The sequence below is a fragment of the Lysinibacillus piscis genome (genome assembly GCF_026012395.1).
Classification (GTDB): domain Bacteria; phylum Bacillota; class Bacilli; order Bacillales_A; family Planococcaceae; genus Lysinibacillus; species Lysinibacillus piscis.
In genome coordinates this window covers 850,391-870,649 of record NZ_BRZA01000002.1, presented here as the reverse complement: position 1 = coordinate 870,649, position 20,259 = coordinate 850,391, and the positions used below count along the sequence as shown (strand labels likewise).

General features: G+C 38.3%; 20 protein-coding genes. 7 read left to right on the top strand and 13 right to left on the bottom strand.

Annotation, left to right across the window (positions count from 1 at the left end; genetic code table 11):
* Positions 1 to 167: 167 nt before the first annotated feature.
* The 8 genes from OPF91_RS10865 to OPF91_RS10830 are packed head-to-tail and all read right to left on the bottom strand — an operon-like array spanning position 168 to position 9,352.
* Positions 168 to 683 (bottom strand): hemerythrin domain-containing protein, encoded by a 516-nt coding sequence (locus OPF91_RS10865; protein ID WP_309297423.1) that lies wholly within the window; start codon positions 681 to 683, stop codon positions 168 to 170.
* A 14-nt stretch (positions 684 to 697) separates the two neighbouring features.
* Complete coding sequence (locus OPF91_RS10860) at positions 698 to 1,345, bottom strand: response regulator (RefSeq protein ID WP_264988770.1); 648 nt, start codon at positions 1,343 to 1,345, stop codon at positions 698 to 700.
* A gap of 16 nt (positions 1,346 to 1,361) precedes the next feature.
* Positions 1,362 to 2,408 (bottom strand): sensor histidine kinase, encoded by a 1,047-nt coding sequence (locus OPF91_RS10855; RefSeq protein ID WP_309297422.1) that lies wholly within the window; start codon positions 2,406 to 2,408, stop codon positions 1,362 to 1,364.
* A gap of 11 nt (positions 2,409 to 2,419) precedes the next feature.
* Positions 2,420 to 2,857, bottom strand: coding sequence for a GAF domain-containing protein (locus OPF91_RS10850; RefSeq protein WP_264988769.1), 438 nt, complete (start codon positions 2,855 to 2,857; stop codon positions 2,420 to 2,422).
* Between the two features lie 45 nt (positions 2,858 to 2,902).
* Positions 2,903 to 3,586: a respiratory nitrate reductase subunit gamma gene (gene narI / locus OPF91_RS10845; protein ID WP_264989145.1), complete on the bottom strand. Its 684-nt coding sequence runs from the start codon at positions 3,584 to 3,586 to the stop codon at positions 2,903 to 2,905.
* Positions 3,579 to 4,154 (bottom strand): nitrate reductase molybdenum cofactor assembly chaperone, encoded by a 576-nt coding sequence (gene narJ, locus OPF91_RS10840; protein WP_264988768.1) that lies wholly within the window; start codon positions 4,152 to 4,154, stop codon positions 3,579 to 3,581. The genes narI and narJ overlap by 8 nt, the downstream gene beginning before the upstream one ends.
* Complete coding sequence (gene narH / locus OPF91_RS10835; protein ID WP_264988767.1) at positions 4,147 to 5,688, bottom strand: nitrate reductase subunit beta; 1,542 nt, start codon at positions 5,686 to 5,688, stop codon at positions 4,147 to 4,149. The genes narJ and narH overlap by 8 nt, the downstream gene beginning before the upstream one ends.
* Entirely contained in the window at positions 5,678 to 9,352 is a 3,675-nt protein-coding gene (locus OPF91_RS10830) for a nitrate reductase subunit alpha (RefSeq protein WP_264988766.1), read from the bottom strand. Before OPF91_RS10830 ends, narH begins: the two co-directional genes overlap by 11 nt.
* Positions 9,353 to 9,571: 219 nt before the next feature.
* Here OPF91_RS10830 and OPF91_RS10825 point away from each other — a divergent pair, with 219 nt between their 5' ends.
* Positions 9,572 to 9,943: a nucleotide excision repair endonuclease gene (locus OPF91_RS10825; protein ID WP_264988765.1), complete on the top strand. Its 372-nt coding sequence runs from the start codon at positions 9,572 to 9,574 to the stop codon at positions 9,941 to 9,943.
* 56 nt (positions 9,944 to 9,999) lie between these two features.
* Here the strand turns inward: OPF91_RS10825 and panF are convergent, their stop codons facing one another.
* Positions 10,000 to 11,445, bottom strand: coding sequence for a sodium/pantothenate symporter (gene panF, locus OPF91_RS10820; RefSeq protein ID WP_264988764.1), 1,446 nt, complete (start codon positions 11,443 to 11,445; stop codon positions 10,000 to 10,002).
* The gene (locus tag OPF91_RS10815; protein WP_264988763.1) at positions 11,430 to 11,705 is read right to left on the bottom strand and encodes a YhdT family protein; all 276 of its coding nucleotides are present in this window, start codon (positions 11,703 to 11,705) and stop codon (positions 11,430 to 11,432) included. Before OPF91_RS10815 ends, panF begins: the two co-directional genes overlap by 16 nt.
* Positions 11,706 to 11,970: 265 nt before the next feature.
* On the opposite strand from OPF91_RS10815, the gene OPF91_RS10810 reads away from it, so the two are divergent.
* From OPF91_RS10810 to OPF91_RS10800, 3 genes are read left to right on the top strand one after another with little or no spacing between them, the layout of a single operon-like run.
* A complete protein-coding gene (locus OPF91_RS10810) occupies positions 11,971 to 12,312 on the top strand; it encodes a DMT family transporter (RefSeq protein WP_264988762.1) in 342 nt (113 codons plus the stop codon).
* A 1-nt stretch (position 12,313) separates the two neighbouring features.
* Positions 12,314 to 12,628 carry a DMT family transporter gene (locus tag OPF91_RS10805; protein WP_264988761.1) on the top strand — a complete coding sequence of 105 codons (315 nt, stop codon included), beginning with the start codon at positions 12,314 to 12,316 and terminating at the stop codon, positions 12,626 to 12,628.
* A gap of 21 nt (positions 12,629 to 12,649) precedes the next feature.
* Complete coding sequence (locus OPF91_RS10800; protein ID WP_264988760.1) at positions 12,650 to 13,228, top strand: TetR/AcrR family transcriptional regulator; 579 nt, start codon at positions 12,650 to 12,652, stop codon at positions 13,226 to 13,228.
* Between the two features lie 80 nt (positions 13,229 to 13,308).
* Here the strand turns inward: OPF91_RS10800 and OPF91_RS10795 are convergent, their stop codons facing one another.
* Positions 13,309 to 14,289, bottom strand: coding sequence for a diaminopimelate dehydrogenase (locus OPF91_RS10795; RefSeq protein WP_264988759.1), 981 nt, complete (start codon positions 14,287 to 14,289; stop codon positions 13,309 to 13,311).
* Positions 14,290 to 14,583: 294 nt separating this feature from the next.
* A complete protein-coding gene (locus OPF91_RS10790) occupies positions 14,584 to 17,394 on the bottom strand; it encodes an S-layer homology domain-containing protein (protein WP_264988758.1) in 2,811 nt (936 codons plus the stop codon).
* 236 nt (positions 17,395 to 17,630) lie between these two features.
* Between OPF91_RS10790 and OPF91_RS10785 the strand changes: the two genes are divergently transcribed.
* On the top strand, positions 17,631 to 17,810 hold the full coding sequence (locus tag OPF91_RS10785) for a hypothetical protein (protein WP_264988757.1): 180 nt from the start codon (positions 17,631 to 17,633) through the stop codon (positions 17,808 to 17,810).
* A 100-nt stretch (positions 17,811 to 17,910) separates the two neighbouring features.
* Positions 17,911 to 18,300 carry a hypothetical protein gene (locus OPF91_RS10780; protein ID WP_264988756.1) on the top strand — a complete coding sequence of 130 codons (390 nt, stop codon included), beginning with the start codon at positions 17,911 to 17,913 and terminating at the stop codon, positions 18,298 to 18,300.
* A gap of 32 nt (positions 18,301 to 18,332) precedes the next feature.
* Here the strand turns inward: OPF91_RS10780 and yeiL are convergent, their stop codons facing one another.
* Positions 18,333 to 18,998 (bottom strand): transcriptional regulator YeiL, encoded by a 666-nt coding sequence (gene yeiL / locus OPF91_RS10775; protein ID WP_264988755.1) that lies wholly within the window; start codon positions 18,996 to 18,998, stop codon positions 18,333 to 18,335.
* Between the two features lie 97 nt (positions 18,999 to 19,095).
* Between yeiL and OPF91_RS10770 the strand changes: the two genes are divergently transcribed.
* Complete coding sequence (locus OPF91_RS10770; protein WP_264988754.1) at positions 19,096 to 20,247, top strand: MFS transporter; 1,152 nt, start codon at positions 19,096 to 19,098, stop codon at positions 20,245 to 20,247.
* Positions 20,248 to 20,259 lie beyond the last annotated feature (12 nt).

Genomic DNA, 20,259 nt, shown 5'->3' with positions numbered 1-20,259 from the left:
CTGGTACTAAATGACACATGTATTGATTCCCTATGTATAGTGTAGCGAAAATGTTGGTGAATGCTAATAGGGGAATCCCCTTAACTGCACAGGCGATTCCCTAAAAAATAATGTAGATAAATAGCTTGAATAACATAAAAAATAACCAATGACGAGCAATGGTTATTTTAAATAATGCACGTATTTAATTGCTCAAGCAATATATCTTGGTCTACCGCCTTCATGATGCGCTCTGTCATGGGAAACAGAACGGCTTGTTCTTTCACAAAATGCACCATCAATACTTCAAATGCTTCCCCTGCATCTTTGGCGATAGCTGTCATATCTTCTACTGTCAGTTGGTCAATACCGACTCTTGTATGATGCAAAAAATGACCGATATATGCATCGATTTCTTCATGCTCTGCCTCAATAGTCACAATAGGTCCCTGCTCCTTGCCAATATATTGCCCAAGTAAAGGAAAGAAGTATTGCTCTTCTTTTTCCGTATGTTTTTTTAAAGGCTCGATAAATTGAATAAGCAAAGTTCGTAACTGTTTGAATGCTACAGTAGCCTCCTCCTGTTGATAGACAGCATTTTCAAAATTAAGAACGATTTGATGCCAATCCTCCATTAAATGCATTAAATACTGATGCTCATTTTCCAATATACGCATCGCATAATCCTTGTTTTGAAACTTCATCATTTACACCTCCCTTAAAAATCAAGCAATTTCTTTTTTAAAGCATACTCTACTAGCTCAGGACGGCTTTTTAAATCGAGCTTTTCCATAATTTTTGCCTTATGTGCCTCCACGGTTTTCACGGAAATAAACAATTTCTCCGCAATATCTTTATTGCCATATCCTTTCGCTACTAATGGTAAAATTTCGAGCTCTCTTTTCGATAGCACATGGAATGGGTCATGGTCGACAAGTGCTTGATCTTTTTTGATAAATTCTTTGACAAGAGAGGTCGCCATTTTCGGATGAATATACGTTCCTCCTTCATAAATCGTCCGTATGGCACTAAGTAATTCCTCGTCAGGTGCATTTTTTAAGATATAACCAGAAGCACCACTTTTCAACACATGAAACATATACTCTTGATCCTCATACATCGTCAACACTAAAATTTTTGTGTTCGGAAAATCTTCATTAATTTTTCCTGTAGCGATTAAGCCACTTTCACCTGGAGGCATACTTAAATCAAGCAACAATATGTCAGGCTTATATTTAGCGACCATTAAGTGGGCTTCAATACCATCCGCAGCCGTTGCCACCACTTCCATATCCTCTTGATAGTTTAAAATCATCGAAAAACCGCTACGTACCACTGCATGATCATCTGCAATTACAATTCTCAACCCGCTCACTACTCCTTTACACAGGGACTTCTAAATGCACTTTCGTTCCATTCCCAATAGAGGATGTAATCGAAAACGTACCTTTGACAAGCTCTGCTCGCTCTTTCATGCCAAACAAGCCTAACCCTGTCCCTTTCGTTTCCCGATTGCTCATATCAAAACCATTGCCCTGATCAATGATATCTAGCATTAATGTATTTTCTGTCTCATACAAATGAACAAATATTTCATCGACATCCGCATATTTTAAAACGTTCAATATCGCTTCTTGACATACACGATAAACAACCGTTTCGATTTCATTGTTAAAACGTTTTCCTTGGATTTTATGACTATAATGGACAATCAAACCATAATTTTTTTCAATCCATTTAAAATGGGAGCGAAATGCTGCTTCAATACCTAAATCATCTAGTGAAGACGGTCTTAGCTCTACCGACATATTGCGTATTTCATCCAATAATCTCGTTAAGGATGTTTCAATATGTTTCATTTTTTGCGAGACATCTGCTGGGTCTTGTAAATATTTCATCACACGTATATCCACAAGTGAGCTGAGTATTTCTTGTGCTACCCCATCATGTAACTCTCTTGAAATTCTTTTTCGTTCATCTTCCTGTGCCTTAATAATATGCTTAATCGTTGTATTATGAAATAATAACTCCTGTGTTTCTAATTGTTTCGTTAAATTTCTTAAAATTAACACTTTCGTATCTTCAGCCTGATCAATAGTATGAAAACTAGCTACATATGGAAGAACACCTTTGCCTTTCGTTTCTAAATAAATTTGAAAAGAGCTGAAATCTTGCCGAGGATTTAAAAAATAGCAGCTTTGACAAGTCACTAATTCCTCTGTGCTTGTATACCCTTTACAGCTTAAACAAATTGACTTTTCTCTTCCTTGTAGCATTTCCTCTAAAACGCCTGCTTCTAAAATTTCTTTAGCTGCGGGATTTAAGTTCAGTAATTTATTATCCTTGCCAAAAAAGAAAATCGCCTCTGAACTATATTCATACATTCCTAATAAACAGTCTATTAATTGTGAAGGCATATGATTAATCACGCTTTTGCCACCTACCTTTCATAGAAGCCAGGAACATCTGTACTCATATTTTTTTTTATGGTTTCATATAACACATCGGTCATGGCATCCTCTATTCGATACCCTAAAAGAATAACCCCTTGTACTTTATGATTTTGATAAAGAGGTAAGGCACAGAAGCTTTTTATTTTTTCAGATACAACAATCGGAAAGTTGAATAAATCCTTCATTGGATATTCAGTTGTGACATTTTTGACAAGCATCGGCTTCCCTGATTTGAAAACAGAGCCTGCCACTCCCTTACCTGATTGCAGCACAATTCGTTTAAAGCGATCACTTATATTACCCGCTGCATACTGCCATGTCAATACATAGTCCAATTGAGCTGGCTGTATAAAGGCTAACATCACAAGATCCAGCCCATACTTCTCCTTTATCATCGTTATGATTTGTTGAAAATTAGTATCCATCGTCATACTCCTTATGGCTAAAAAAGAAGACCGAAGTCTCCTTTTTTATGATCCTGAATGATTTTTTCTATAGAGAATATAACTTCTACCTACATAATTCAATGGTACACTCCAAACGTGAACTAATCTAGTAAAAGGCCAAAATGCTAGAATTAAAAATCCTGCTAACACATGGATTTTAAAAGATAGTGGCACATTTGACATTAGCGTAGCATCAGGTTGTAAAATAAATAAATGTCTAAACCAAAGGGAAATCGATGTACGGTAATCAAAATCAGGCTGTACAGCATTTGTTACAAGTGTCGCATACATTCCCATAAACACGATAAACAACAACAAAATATTGACGATGACATCAGATGTTGAGCTTAACTTGCGCACCGTTGATTTTGTGAAGCGACGTGCTGTTAAAACAATCATTCCTGCTAGTGTGACAAAGCCAAAAAATCCACCAATGTAAACAGCGCCGATATGGTAGAGATGATCGTTGACACCTAAAGCAGCCATCCATGATTTAGGAATGCCTAGCCCTGAAATATGACCGAAAATAACAGGAATAACACCTATATGGAAAAGTAAACTACCAATCATTAATTGCTTTTTCTCAATAAATTCACTCGATTTAGCCGTCCAGTTAAATTGGTCTGTTTTATAGCGAAAAAAATGTCCGACAACGAAAACAGCTAGACAAATATAAGGGAAAATCACCCATAATAGCTGATTAATCATGTTCATTGCCAACCGCCTCCCTTATTAAGCATGCTTTTAATGTGGCTCGAATGCCTTTCACAAGAGTTAGATAAGGGCTTTTTAACTCCTCTAATGCTTTCACTAAGTGGTACGTCCCATCCTCAAGCACTGCAAATAAAATAGCAAAACTTTCTTGTGCACGTGGATCATTCCGCCATTCCGCTGCATATAAAAACTCACAAATCAATGGTAAATAATCCGAAAGCTCCTCTGCTGGCATATTTAAGCCAAACATTTCATACATCACCTTGAGCTTTGCTAACATTTGCCCACGTTCTTTCGCATCTTCAAACTTAAAATAAGTCATGTATAATGTGGCTCGCTTTTGAAAATCAAACGTTTGTACATATATTTCTTGTACATCATCTAAGCTATATGTCTGTATGTCCTGCCAATACGTTTTCACAAGCTCGAAAGCTGGATCATTTGGAGTAAAGGACCCTTCCATCACCTGAGGATGGAAGGTCAATTTTTCAGGATAGCTTAATTGCTGTGAAAAGAAACCAAAAGCTGTCTTATGAGTGTATAAATAATCGAGATCAATCACGCCAAATACCTCCGTAGAAGTTCTCTTCATATATTTCTTTGCCTGTTTTATTCATTGGATTTGGTGATGCAGGCCCACAACCATCACAGCCCATATCATAGCCCATTGAGCCTTGTGCACGGTATGGGTCCATATAGCTTTCACGATGAGACGTTGGCACAACAAAACGATCTTCATATTTTGCAATCGCCAAAAGTCGATACATTTGCTGTGTTTGGTGTGCTGTTAAGCCTACACGTGCCAAACGACTTTCATCGAATGCTTTACCAGAAGATAATGCTCGCATATAAGAGCGCATCATCGCCATACGTTGTAAAGCTTCTTTTACAGCTGTTGCATCACCAGCAGTCAGCATATTGGCTAAATATTGAATAGGTGTTCTCATTTCCTCTATAGCAGGGAAAATCATATCTGGATTTTTAATCGAATCCTTCCCTTCAAAATAATTCATAATCGGGCTAAGTGGCGGCACATACCATACCATTGGTAATGTACGATATTCAGGATGTAAAGGAAAAGCAAGCTTATATTCAATCGCCAGCTTATAAACAGGTGAATTTTGCGCTCCTTCAATCCATTCTTCAGCAATGCCATCTTTTCGTGCCTGCTCAATCACTGCTGGATCATATGGATTTAAAAAGATATCACATTGTGCTTTATACAAGTCTTTTTCATTGGGTGTCGAAGCTACTTCTAACACACGATCCGCATCATATAGCAGTACGCCTAAATATCGGATGCGTCCTGTACATGTTTCGGAGCAGACGGTCGGCAAGCCTGATTCAATACGTGGATAACAAAACGTACATTTTTCGGCTTTATTTGTTTTCCAATTGAAGTACACTTTTTTATAAGGACAACCAGTCATACAGTAACGCCAGCCACGACAAGCCTCTTGGTCTACAAGAACGATACCATCTTCTTCCCTTTTATACATTGCACCAGATGGACAAGATGCTACACAGCTAGGATTTAAACAATGCTCACAAAGCCTTGGTAAATACATCATAAACGATTGTTCGAAGTTAAATTTAATTTCTTCCTCTATCTTTTGGATATTCGGATCTTGTGGGCCTGTAATGTGAGCGCCAGCAAGATCATCCTCCCAGTTTGGTCCCCATTGTAAATCCATATATTCACCCGTCACCATAGATTTCGGTCGAGCAACAGGTGAGTGCTCTCTTTCAGGTGAGGTTGTTAGCTTTTCATAATCATATGTCCACGGCTCATAGTAATCTTTCATCTCTGGCATATCAGGATTATAGAAAATTTTCCCGAGAGCCACTTTGGACAGCTTGCTACCAGATTTCAGCTCTAGCTTGCCCTTGCGCATTTGCCAGCCACCTTTATAGACCTCCTGATCTTCCCAGCGTTTCGGATAGCCCATGCCTGGCTTTGTCTCTACATTGTTAAACCACATATATTCAGCACCTTCACGATTTGTCCAAGTGCTTTTACATGTCACACTACACGTATGACAGCCAATACATTTATCTAAGTTCATTACCATTGCAATTTGCGCTTTAATCTTCAAGCCAGTTAACCTCCTTCATCTTCCGAACCGCTACATAGCCATCTCGCTGATTGCCTATAGGTCCATAATAGTTAAATCCATAACTTAACTGTGCGTAACCCCCAACCATTTGTGTCGGCTTGACATGAATCTTTGTAGGAGCATTATGACTGCCGCCACGTTCTTCTGTTATTTCAGAGCCAGGAACATTAATATGCTTATCTTGCGCATGGTACATGAATAGTGTTCCTTTTGGCATACGATGGCTAACAACGGCTCTTGCTGTAACAACGCCATTTCGGTTATATACTTCTAGCCAGTCATTATCATTGATTGCATGTGCAGCGGCATCCTCATTGTTAATCCATACGGTTGGGCCACCTCTGAATAGCGTTAACATATGCAAATTATCCTGATACGTACTATGAATATTCCATTTGCCATGTGGTGTTAAATAACGTAATACTAAGGCATCTTTGCCCCCTATCACCTGCTTATCCTTCGTACCAAACACCATTGGCGGTAGTGTCGGTTTATAGACAGGTAAGGATTCGCCATATTGTAAGAAAATCTCATGGTCAATATAAAAATGCTGCCGTCCTGTTAATGTTCTAAAAGGCACTAAACGCTCAATATTTGTCGTGAAAGGTGAATATCTTCTGCCCGACTTATTAGAGCCACTAAAGACAGGTGTTGGAATCACTTCTCTCGGTTGCACCGTAATATTTTCAAACGTAATTTTTTCCGCTGCTCGGTCTGCTGAAATATCCTTTAGCTCAACCCCTGTATCTTGCTCAGCAGAAGCCCACGCCTTTTGTGACACTTTGCCATTCGTTGCAGACGATAAATGTAAAACGGCATTGACCGCCTGTCTTGCTGTTTGGATTTTTGGTAGTCCATTTTTAATGGTGTTATCAAAATGGGTGCCATTGATTTTTTTCATATCCTCATATTCCTCTGAAACAGAGAACGTAACACCATGTGCACCAATTTTATTTTTCTCTGCTAATGGTCCAAGCGAAATAAATTTATCATAGATTTTCGTATAATCCCTTTCGACAATTGTAAAATTAGGCATGGTTTTCCCGATGATTGGCTCAATCTCGCCTTTTTTCCAGTCCTTTACTACACCTAATGGCTGGGAAATTTCACTTTTCGAATCATGAGCAAGTGGAGATGTCACCACATCCTTATACACCCCTGGCAAATGCTCTTCAGCCATTTTGGAGAATGTTTCAGCAAGTGTTCGATAAATATCCCAATCTGAACGCGATTCCCATAATGGATCGACTGCTGGATTAAATGGATGTACAAATGGATGCATATCCGTTGAAGAAATATCCGTTTTCTCATACCAAGTAGCAGCAGGAAGGACGATATCTGCGTATAAAGGTGTCGTCGTCATTCTAAAGTCGAGTGAAACAAGTAAATCTAATTTCCCTTCGACATCCTCTCGCCAAATGATTTCTTCTGGTTTTGTCTCCTCGTTTGGTGTAGCAAGTAACCCATCACTTGCACCGAGTAAATGCTTCATAAAATATTCTTGCCCTTTTGCGGAGCTTGATATTAAATTAGAGCGCCACACAAACAGTGATTTTGGGAAGTTTTCTGGTGCATCGGGATCTTCAATCGCCCCTTTTACTTCTCCCGACACGACTTGATCATAGGCATGTTGAATAATTTCCTCATTTGTCGCATGCCCTTTCTTGCCAGCTTCCTCTGCAAAGAGCAAGCTATTTTTATTGAATTGTGGATAGGATGGAAGCCAGCCTAGTCGAGCAGCTAGTACATTGTAATCTGCTGGGTGCTGGTATCTGATATCACCAGCAAGCGGTGACTTCAAGGAATCATTACTCATCTCTTCATACTTCCATTGATCTGTTGCAAAATAGAAAAAGGATGTAGCGTTTTGTAATCGCGGCTGTGCTTGCCAATCTTTTGCAAAGGCAATCGTAGACCAGCCTTCAATCGGACGTACTTTTTCTTGCCCTACATAATGCGCCCAGCCACCACCATTGACACCTTGTGAAGCTGTTAAAATGACTAAATTTAAGATAGAACGATAGATGGTATCACTATTAAACCAGTGATTAATCCCTGCACCCATAATAATCATGGAGCGACCATTTGTATCAATCGCATTTTGTGCAAACTCACGTGCCACTTGCACAACGACTGAAGCTTTCACTCCTGTTATTTTTTCTTGCCAAGCAGGTGTATAGTGCGCCCCTGCATCCTCATAGCTTTTGGCGTTGTACGGGCTATCATTTCGTTTAATGCCATATTGACTTAACATTAAATCATAGACTGTTACGGCTAGTTTTGTACTGCCATCTGCTAACGTGATGGGCTTTGTTGGAATATGACGACTAAACGTGCCATTCGTTATATGGTCGAAAAATGGAAAAACAATTTCTTCCCATGTCATCTCATCCTGTTCCACTGTCAACGCTGGATCAATTGTCGAGCCATCTTCATTTTCCAATATCAAATTCCACTTTTTATCTTCTTCCCAACGCTGTCCCATTGTGCCATTCGGGACGATTATTTGCCCTGTGATTTCATCGATAATAACAGGCTTCCATTCCGCATGTGCTGTTGTATCTCCCAGATCACTAGCACGCAAGAAACGACCTGCCTTATATTTACCTTCATACTCATCCAGTAAAATTAAAAATGGCATATCTGTATATTGTTTAGCGTATCGAATAAACATGCCTTCTTTACGCTGTACATAAAATTCATCTAAAATCACATGTGTCATCGCCTGTGCCACGGCTGCATCTGTTCCTGGATGTGGAGCTAACCAATTATCTGCAAACTTCACATTCTCTGCATGGTCAGGTGCAATGGATACCACTTTTGTTCCTTTGTAGCGTACTTCTGTCATAAAGTGGGCATCAGGCGTTCGCGTTAAAGGCACATTAGACCCCCACATAATTAAATAACCTGAATTATACCAATCTGAGGATTCAGGCACATCTGTCTGCTCTCCCCAAATTTGTGGAGAGGCTGGAGGTAAATCGGCATACCAGTCATAAAAGCTAAGCATTTCTCCACCAAGTAAGCTGATAAAGCGAGAACCAGCTGCATAGCTAATCATGGACATCGCTGGAATCGGTGTGAAGCCTGCAATTCGATCTGGTCCATATGTACGAATCGTATAAATCAATTGCGCACAGATTAGCTCCATTGCATCTTGCCATGAAACACGTACATGTCCTCCTTTACCACGCGCTTTTTTATAAGCAAAGGATTTTTCAGGATTTTCTACAATGCTTGCCCAAGCATCGACAGGATTACTATGTTCATGTAAAGCAGATTTCCATAATCTCCACAGTCGTCCTCTCATATAAGGGTACTTCACACGTAATGGGCTATATTCATACCAAGAAAATGACGCTCCACGTGGACAACCTCGTGGTTCAAATTCTGGCATTTCAGGTCCACATGATGGGTAATCAATTTGTTGATTTTCCCAAGTAATAATGCCATTTTTCACAAAAACCTTCCAACTACAGGAACCCGTACAGTTTACGCCATGTGTTGTGCGCACGACCTTATCATGCGACCAACGTTCACGGTACATATTTTCCCAATCTCTGCTTTTTTGTTCAAGAATCGACCAACTACCTGAATACTTTTCTGTAGGTTTAAAATACTTTAAGCCAAATTTACGTTTCATGTGTATCGATCACCCTTTCCTTTTGAATGATAAAGTTTGACGGGAATCAATAACTTGTTCATTCTTATAGCTTTATTATGAAGGACGATAAAAATTTGCGACATTAGGGAAAGTCCTATACAATAGCGGGTTTTCCCTAGACAACGATAGACCATTGTTTCCTTGTGCCTAAAATTATGATAAGATAAGCCTTATGTAACAGAGAGGAACGTGAAGAAGATGATTAAAATTGAATTTCCAAAACCGAATGTTGTTATTCGTCAGCGTGAGCAAGATTTAAAGCCAGGGGACGTACCGATTACGCCATATCACGGCTTTATTGATTTCCACCAAATTACACGTGATAAAGGTGGTATTTTCTTATTTTATAACCAAGCGAATGAGTTATTATTTGTAGGGAAAGCACGTAAAGTTCGCCAACGCATTAAAAAGCATTTTGAGGATAATGTGTCACCAATGAAAAATCATCGTGATGAGATTTATAAAATCGAAGTATATGAAGTAGAAGACCCAATGGAGCGTGAAATTTACGAAACATATGCAATTAATACGTTCCGCGCTAAATACAACACAGAAAAAGTATTTTATTAATACTAAACGATGAATAAAAAGCCGTTTGCCTTTATAGTGGCAAACGGCTTTTTGTATTAAATCACCCATTCCTCGTCCTTACATAAAGAGCTTGTACACAGACTCACTATAACAAAAACGATGAAAGATATAATAATCGGCAATGTTACAGTATGCATACCAAAGATTGAGGGATAGAAGCGGTCAATGAAAATATAGAGACCCATTCCTGTAATCATTGATGTAATAGCACCATATTTATTCGCCTTTTTCCAGTATAAACCTAAAACGACTGTCCAAATAAAGACAGCCTCTAGCCCACCAAACGCAAATAAATTCAGCCATACTAATAAATCAGGTGGGTTTAAAGCAAACACAATAACGGCTAGACCAATTACCGTTGTCACAATAAAGCTCGCTCGCTTAATTTCCTGCTCGGATGCTGTCGATTTGATATAATTCAAATAAATATCTTTCACAACCGTTGAGCTGACAAGCATTAAGAGTGCATTGACTGTGGACATGGTCGCTGCCATTGGTGCGGCTAATACAACACCTGCTAAAAATGGTGGTAGCACCTTTAATGTTAAAAGTGGCATGACTTTATCACCAATTTCAATACCTGGTAATACAGGTCGGGCTAGTACACCAATGACATGCATCCCAAACATGATCGTACCAATAGCAATTGTTCCAATAATAATGGCTCTATGCATACTTTTGGAATCCTTATAGCTCATTGCCCGTACAGCAATTTGCGGTAGCCCCACAACGCCAACACCAATTAAAATCCAAAATGTGGAGACATATAGTGGTGTTAATTCTCCCTTTGCGCCATATGGAGACACAAAATTTGGATTTTCTGCAACAAGTGCAGCCATAATGTTCTCTATACCACCACCTGCAATCACTGTGCCAATTAATAAAATAACCGTACCAATCACCATAACAGAGCCTTGTACTAAATCACTCAATGCGACAGCACGAAAGCCACCTATAATCACATAAACCAGGACGGAAATAACAAACAGAAAGAGTGCAGTTGTATAATGTAGTCTTGTTAATGATTCAATTAAGCGTGCTCCACCTACCCATTGCGCGGTCATAGCGGAAAATAAAAACACAATAATACTAATAGCAGATAGAATGACAATTGTATGACTTTTATAGCGTTCTCGTAAAAAATCAATGAGTGTAACAGCTTGATAACGTCTCGCAAGAATAGCAAATTTCTTACCTAAAATCATTAAAACAAAGTAACCAGCAGGTAGCTGTGCCATTGCTAATAGCACCCAACCTAGTCCTTTTGTGTAAGCAACACCTGGACCACCGATAAAGCTACTCGCACTCCCATATGTAGCCATCATTGTCATAGCTAAAAGAAATCCTCCCATTTCACGACCACCGAGGAAGTACTCCTGTAAAAAAGAATGCGAGGAGCGGACATGCTGATTTGCCCAAATACCTATTCCGAAAATAATGATTAAAAATAATAGCAGTGGAATAATTACTTGCCAGTGCATTCGTCATCTACCTCCTCATCAAAGGGCACTTCCTTAAAAAATAGCTTGATGACAAGCCAAATAAGAAAAATCATAAAAATTGTTCCTGCCATACAGCTATAGAAAAACCATGCTGGAAAGCCTAATATATACGTGTAGCTTGCTGGGTCACCAGAGCCTAGTCCATAAGCAAATCCGAACCAAATCAAAAAATTGATGATAACCAGTCCGATGCCAATCAAAGCCTCCCGGTGTGCAATAATAAAACGTTGGTCCTTCACAATTTCTTCCTCCTTTACTTCTCCCTATTTTACAGATACTAGCACGTGAAGAAAAGCGTTAAAATGCTTCCCATCCTATTACTTCCTCATTTTTTGCTTAATTACATGCAAAAATAAATGATTATTCGATGATTTTCTTCTTATTTCAGTAGTTGCATTAAAATAAAAAAGGCATTACAATCTAACTAACGTTAGTTAGATTTTTGTTTAATAATAACTAACTAATTATTTTATGATAAAAGACATTACCGAAAGGAGCATTTTTATGGCATGGTTTTTTCTTATTGTTGGAGGAATTTTAGAAGTAGGTTGGGCTTTAGGTTTATCCTACTCAGATGGATTTACAAATATAAAAGTAGTAATACCAACTATGATAATGCTAGTAGTAAGTTTTTATTTTTTTGCTAAAGCATTAAAATATATTCCCATTTCAACTGCCTACGCTGTGTTTACTGGTCTTGGCTCGTTTGGGACAGCTGTAGTCGGTATGATGTTTTTAGGTGATTCTGTCAGTGTTATTAAAATTGTACTAGTCTTGACGCTCATTAGTTGTATTATGGGCTTGAAATTTGTATCCAATCAACCTACAGGAGAGGAGAATGTTTGATATGAGTTGGGCTTTTATTGTGATAGCAGGATTATTTGAAATCGGAGGAGTCATATTCTTAAAAATAGCAGCAGGCTTTTCAAAATTAAAGCCAACATTGATTTTTATTACATGTATGCTATGTAGTTTTATTTTCCTCTCCTTGTCATTGAGAGAAATACCGATTAGTATTGGTTATGGTATATGGACAGGTATTGGCGCAGCAGGTAGTGTTTTATTGGGCATGTATGTTTTTAAAGAGCCAAAAGATGCACGAAAATTAGCATTGGTTGGTGGTATTATTATCAGTATTGTCGGCTTAAAATTAATTTCTTAAAAGTGGGTGGAGGTATAAATGATGAGTAAAGGGGAAGAAACAAAACAGAAAATCGTAAATAGCGCTATTCTTTTGTTTTCGACAAAGGGATATGACCAGACGTCTATTCGAGATATAGCACAACAAGTCAATATAAAAGCACCGTCTATTTATGCCTATTTTTCAAGTAAAGAAGAATTGTTTGAACAGGTTCTCAATTTTGTAATGAATGATTATCAGCAGTTTATACACAGTCAAGCAAATGCCATTCATCATCTTTCTGTCAAAGAACAATTATATACATTGTTGCATGTATTAAATGATTATTTTTATGAATATGAGCTAGGGCATTTTATTAGTAGATATGTGATGCTGTCCCCTGAGCAATTTAAAGAAACGGTTATTCAAAAATATCAGCAATCTGAAGAGGAAATTAAAGATTTATTGCGCAGCATTTTAACGACCGAATCGGAAAAATACATCGATACAGATATTATTATTATGTCATTTTTATGTATGTTGGATGGCATGCTTTTTTACATGATTAATTTCTCACAAGCTGAATACGAAAAAAGACTAAAGGCAAGCTGGGAGGTCTTTTGGAAAGGAATTCTTCAATAATTCTTAGCTGTTCATGTAGAAGAAAAAAAGGAGCGCTTATTACCTTTTTAGCAATAAGCGCTCCTTGTCATTTTTACGAATTATAATAGTTCTTGGCGTAATTCAGCAGCTGATTTTGGTGATAATAAACCAAATGGAATATCAAATACTGTTTTAGCCCCTTTATCTCCTGCTTGGCTTAAGCGGTGAATGGCACGAGTATAGGCTACAAGTACGCTTGATGTAAAGTTTGGATTGCTTTCTAGTTTCAATGAAAATTCAAGAATTTGTTTGTCGTCTGCCCCACTGTTACCACTACGGATGACAAATCCACCATGTGGCATCCCTGTATGGTTAGTTGTAAATTCTTTTTCTGAAATAAAGTTCACTGTTGTATCATATTCATCAAAGTAGTTAGGCATTGTCACAATTTCTTGCTCCACTTTCGCTGCATCTGCACCTTCCTCAAGAACAACCCAGCATTCACGTGCATGTTTTTCGCGTGTTGTCAGTTCAGGATTTTCTCCGTTACGCACACGTTCTACAGCATTTTTAATCGGCAATGTATATTGCACGGCATTTTTGACACCTTCAATGCGACGAATAGCGTCTGAATGTCCTTGGCTTAAGCCATCACCCCAAAATGTATAGGTTGTGCCTACTGGTAACACTGCTTCCCCTAATAAACGATTTAATGAGAATAAGCCTGGATCCCAGCCTACTGAAATCATGGCCACTTTCCCTGACTTTTGTGCCGCTGCATCTACCGCTTCAAAAAATTCTGGAATTTTCGCATGTGTATCAAAGCTGTCAATCGTATTAAACCATTGTGCAAAATGTGGTCCTTGCTCTGGTAAATCGGTTGCTGAGCCCCCACATAAAATCATCACGTCAATATCATTTTGGAATTTTTCTGCGTCGTCCACTAAATAAACGCTCGCATTACTAGCAACCTTCACTGTTGATGGGTCACGACGTGTAAATACCGCCACTAATTCCATATCTGGATTTTGTGAAATGGCATACTCAACACCACGTCCTAAATTTCCATATCCTACAATACCTACTCGAATTGTGCTCATTCAAATTCCTCCTCATGATTACGTGACCTTGTGAAAACCTTCACGTTATATTTATACATAATACTTTGTGTTTCTAAAATTCACAATAGTTTGAGTACATATTTTCACTAAGGAATGATACTAATTTAATATAGATTCCATCCATTTTAAGCATTGATTTTCATCATGTGATGAGCAAATGAAAACAGACGGCCAACTGGAAAAGACCGTCTGTTTTCATTCAGAATAGGCGTACGTTTATTTATTGAGCAAAGCAAGCAACTTGTTATTTTGCTTAGATGATATCACAGCCATCTATTGACTATTCTTTACTGCCGTCTGAATTTCATAAAATGCCCAATGCGCTGGTGTGACATCTGTAAATGATGCAGTATCTACAGTCGTTAGAAGTTCTAATTCAAATAAGCGATTTAATACTTTTACAGCCTGCGCTCGTGTCAGCGTACTATTGGGTTTGAAAGTAGCTGAATCTACACCCGTCATAATACCGAGAGCACTAATTTGTTGAATAGCATTGGCAGCCCAATCATTTGGGGCAACATCTGTGAATATTTTATCTGTAGTCGGCTCTAGACAAAATGCCGCTGTATGGCTTTCTAAACAATTTGCTTCAATCCAGCGCATCGCTACTGTTGCCATTTGTGCTCTTGTCATCGTGCCATTCGGATTAAAAGTTGTGCTAGAGATTCCATTAAATAATCCCATAGTCCGTACATATTCAATCGCATTTTTAGCATCATGCTCCTCTGTATCGGCAAATGTAACAGTAGCTTCTGGTATATTATTATTTGTTACATAGCGTGCAAACATACTAGCTATTTGCGCTCTTGTAACAGCCATATCTGGACGGAAAGTTCCATCAGCGTAGCCTTTAATATAGGGCACCTGTATAGTATCTTCTTGATTTGGTGGCTCTATAGGATCATCTTCAGGTACATATAAAGTAGAAAATGTAGAGAATTTATCTACGTCAAATTGTAAGCCGCTTGTTTTGTCATCAAATGGTACAACCTGACCTTGAATAACCTCCTTTGTACCATCGCTATGCTCAATATAAACCACCAAATGCTCAAGCTGTTGCTGTGTGATAGCGCTTGGTAAAGGAAGTGTTAGCGTAACAGGACGATTTTGCAGATTCGTTTCAATCTTCATTGGACGTCCTAATAATTCAATCGTTGTCACACCTACTAAATTCTTCACCTGCTCCTCTATCCTTGCCCGTTCTTCAATAGCTTGCTGTGCTGCTTGTGTTTTAATCGGTATGATACGGAAGTACAAATCCTCCTCCACTATATCAAGCGAATCATTGCTAATATTGATACTCACACCTTGCGTCTCCATGATAAGATGAACATCACTATTTTGTAATAATGTAAGTGCATTACGTGGAATTGAGATATCTATCTGACTTATGCGATCCAGCATATCTGGCATTAACATGTACACTGTATTTGCATTATTTTCTGTTAGCTTGGCTAGCATTTCTATCATATTTTGTGTTGTGAAAGTAATTGTATCATGCCATGTACCATCTGCATTTTCTACACGTTTTATTTCCACTCTAGATACCATTTGGTCATTCCCCATAGCCATCGTAATCGTCAATGGTTCACGTGTATTGACACTTTCTTCAATCATAGGAGATGGTGTAAAGTCATTGAATCCTTTCACAATAACTGTAAAGATTTTCGTGTCTGTAACACTACCTTTACGGATCGTCGCTGTTAAAGTAACACTACTATCTCCATAGGTTGGTCGCATTACGACACCATTCGGCTGAATAACGGAGGGGTTACTAGATGTCCAACTAATCGCCGTATCATGCAACCCTGCTGTAGCTAATTGTAAAGGTTGCGTGACATGTAGTACATTATCAGCTGCTGTATAACCGATTGTTAAAGCTGCTTTGGCATCTGTTACAGCCGTTACTAATGACTTCACGGTTACTTGTGCCACATTACTTATAGCAGTTGCTGTTTTCACCCCACCTACACTAAGATTGGTATTTGTAACAACTACATAATAATACATTGTACCCGATACGTTCGTTGGTACAGTATAAGAAGCATTTGTTGCACCATGAATCAGCGTTCCTCCCATTGTGCTGTTGTTAGTATGGCTATACCATTGATAACTTAAATTGCCACCATCATTTACACTCGCATCAACAGTTAGTATCACATTCTCTTCTTCATACACGGTCTTATTTAATGGCTGACTATGAATCAGTGGTATGACTGCATCTGTTATCGGCTTCACAGTTACTTGTGCTGTATTACTGAATATGGAGGCTGTCTTTGTACCATTGACGTTATTATTTGTGTTGATAAGCCCTACATAATAATAAGTTGTCCCTATTGTATTCGTTGGTACAGTATAAGAAGCGCTATTGGCATCCAAAATTGGTGTTCCGCCACTAGTATTGTCCACGGTGTTACTAAACCATTGATAATTTAAAGTACCACTATCACTTATACTAGCATTGACAGATAACGTCGCAAGCTCTCCTTCAAATACGTTTTTAGTCGATGGCTGACTATGAATCGTTGGTGTCGCTGCATGAATTAACGGATTGACTGTAAAGCTTATTTGCACACTCTCACTTAAGCCACCATCTGCTGTGAGTGTTAATGTTTCAGTATAAGTACCTGGTGCTAATCCTACTTTAGGGCGAATATTTAATACGGTTGATCCTACGCCTGCTCCTAATGTATCTAGAGGAACTGTTCCATGAATAAAGCTTGTACTTGCCCCACCACTTAAACTAGCTCTAACATTGCTAATGACTTCACTTGGTAGTCCTATTTTCGTCAATGTAATATACTGTTGAATTGTAAGTGTGTCATTAGATCTATAGCCTTGAACTAAATTACTAAATGTAACGGTGGCTGGTGACGCAGTAAATGTCGGACCAGAGATAGCCATTTTAGTAACAGGCATGGTTTGTAAGCCTTGTACATGATAATTCTTTTTCATTATAGGCTGCTGCACTAATAAGGTTTTATCACTGTTAACAATTGCACTTGCTGTAGTGCTCTCTGCTAACCCGAACGTCCAAAAACAGAGCATACAGCTTAGCATAATGGATACGATTTTTTGCTTCATTTTTTCTCCCTCCATTCTTTATGTTAGTGTTTATTTCTATAGTACATGATAAAGGTTAAAAATAGGTTAAAATTTCAGAATATTAAGAATTTTTATTAAGACGTTCAACTATTTTTTGATTAACTTTATTCTCTTTAACCTATTTATGTGAAAATTCTGTAAATTAATTGTAAATTCAGTCTTTTTCAACTAAAAATCTTATACACTAGTAATAACCACAAAAGGGGGCATGTTGAATGAAGATGTATTGTATCCAAGTAAATGATATGAACGCACATTGTACAAGACCACCGTTTGAGCCATTAATGACCTGTACATATACACATGAGGTATATTTCTACCATAGCCATAAAGAAATTGCACGTTGGTTTATCAAAAAAAGTGAGTATAACAAGCATCACTCACACTTTTCATAGCCTACAAGTCTATTCCATCTCAATCCCCCATCACAAATTATCTCCAAAAGTACCCTTCTCACGACTATTTCGCTATAATGAAAGAAAGGGAGGCTATAGGATGAGCTACGATTTAATGGTATTCGACAAAGAGCGAGCGCCTGATACACGGGAAGATTTTTTAGCTTGGTATCATGAACAAACGAAATGGTCAGAACCACATGATTATCAAATAGCAGCACACACAACACCTGCACTACAAAAATGGTATGCCGATATCATTGAGCACTTTCCTAACATGAATACAGTAGACGAAGAGCTATTGGATGAAGATGAGGACAATGAATTGGAAAGCAGATTAGCAGAATACAGCATTGGCTATCATAGTATTTATGTCTGCTTCGCCTGGTCAGTCGCCGATGAAGCCAATCGCATAATGAAGATGCTTGCACAGAAGCATGATGTTGGCTTTTTTGATGTCAGTTCTACCAATGGAGAGATTATTCGATAGAAAGGGAAATGGTCATATGCCACTTTCCCTTTTTAGGAGATTTCCTGTGCTAAATAAGCAAGCCCAGCCTCATCCACAATATGATAGCCATTTTTTTGTTTCACTAAAATCCCCTGCTCGCAAAACTGCGCCAGTACATATAATAAATGGCGATAGGACACGCCTAAGTATTCACAAATTTCCGTATGCTTTTCTTTATAAATCCCTTGCTCAGCCGACAATTGAATAAAAGCAGCAAGCCGATTTTCCAGTGGATAGGCTTGATTTTGTGTATATTTCGCGGTCATGTTCGCTGCCTTTTCCCCTAAAAACACACAAAGTTTTCGTAAAAAGCGGGCATCTGCTAATAGCTTTTCTTTACAATTTTGCGTGGTAATGGACAAGCAAATTGTCGGTGTGACCGTTTGAATGCCCTTTGTATACTTTGTTTCATTGAGCAGCTCAATCTCTCCCATAAAAAGAGGTGCTTTCAAATATTCAATTAAGGAAACCTTGCCATTTTTATGTGTCACATAAAGCTTGGCCTTTCCTTCCATCATATAGTACAGCGTATCTGGAAATAAACCCTCTTGGAAAATCCACTCCCCCTTCTCAAATTGACATACTTCCAAAAATGGTGAGACATCAAAAGAGAAAAAATCATCAATCTGGTATTTTTCAAGATAATATGTACGTTCTTTATGTGATAGGATTTGCATCTTTTTTTACCCTTCTTTAAAAATATGAGATTTCTCACATTATTGTAGCGAAGAACATGCTATGATTCAAGATAGTTATTGGAGGGACGGATGCTTTATGAATAAACAACGCTGGCTTTCACAAAGCTTTTTTACATTTTTCTTTACATGGGGAATTTTTATTCCGTATTGGACAGGTTGGTTGGTGGATGCTAAACAGCTAACCGTATCACAGGCAAGCATCATCATGGGCTGTGGTTTATTGGCACGAGCTGTTTCTAATTTATTTATTTTCCCAAGCCTATCTAAATACATGCACAATAAACAATTAATGACATTATTAACGACTGGCGCATTAATCATCGTCTTATTGTATATTCCAAGCTCTACCTTCGCTTTTTTACTGATTGTAACGGTTTTGTTTAGTATGGTTTATCCAGCTATACAGTCGGTTATTGAAAGTGGTGCAGCAATCCTTGTGCAGCAAGGTCATATACACTATGGTAAAAGTCGCTCATACGGCTCTCTTGGCTTTATCGTGGCCGTTTTAATTATTAGTATGTTAACAGGTGTTTTTGGTGATACGATTATTTTTTGGAGTATGGTTGTAGGTCTTATTGGGATATTATTAATGCAGCAATTGGAAACACCACAAGAGCTACTCGTTGTGCCAACAAAGGAGCAGCGTGCAAAATCCTTGTCCATGAAGAAGCTTTGGGCATATAAAAGTCTGCTTATTGTCTTGCTTGTTGTTATTTTACTGCAAGGTTCCCATGCCTCTTATTACAATTATGCCTATATTTACCTAGGCGATTTACATGTCAATCCTTTTTATATGGGGATGATTTTGAATATCGCTGTTATTTGTGAAATTTTATACTTTATGAAGGCGGATACGCTGTTTAAAGGATGGCGCTCATCCTCACTTTTATTGTTAGCGGCAAGTGGTTCTTCTGTGCGCTGGCTTTTGATTTACCTATTCCCAAATGTCTGGGTCTTTATTGCTTCTCAAACATTGCACGCATTATCCTTTGCACTGGCTCACTTTGCCTTTATCAATTACATTTCAAAAAACTTGCCAAAAGAGCAAATTCCAAATGCACAAGGATTATATTCAGCCTTAGCTATGGGACTTAGCACAGCCATCCTTACATTTTTAGGTGGTTATTTGTACGAAATTACCCCTGGACTCGCTTTTTTAGCGATGCTCATTTGTACCATTCCTGCGATTGGGCTAATTTTGCTTACACGGACGAAATATCAATATTAAAATAAAAGGCAG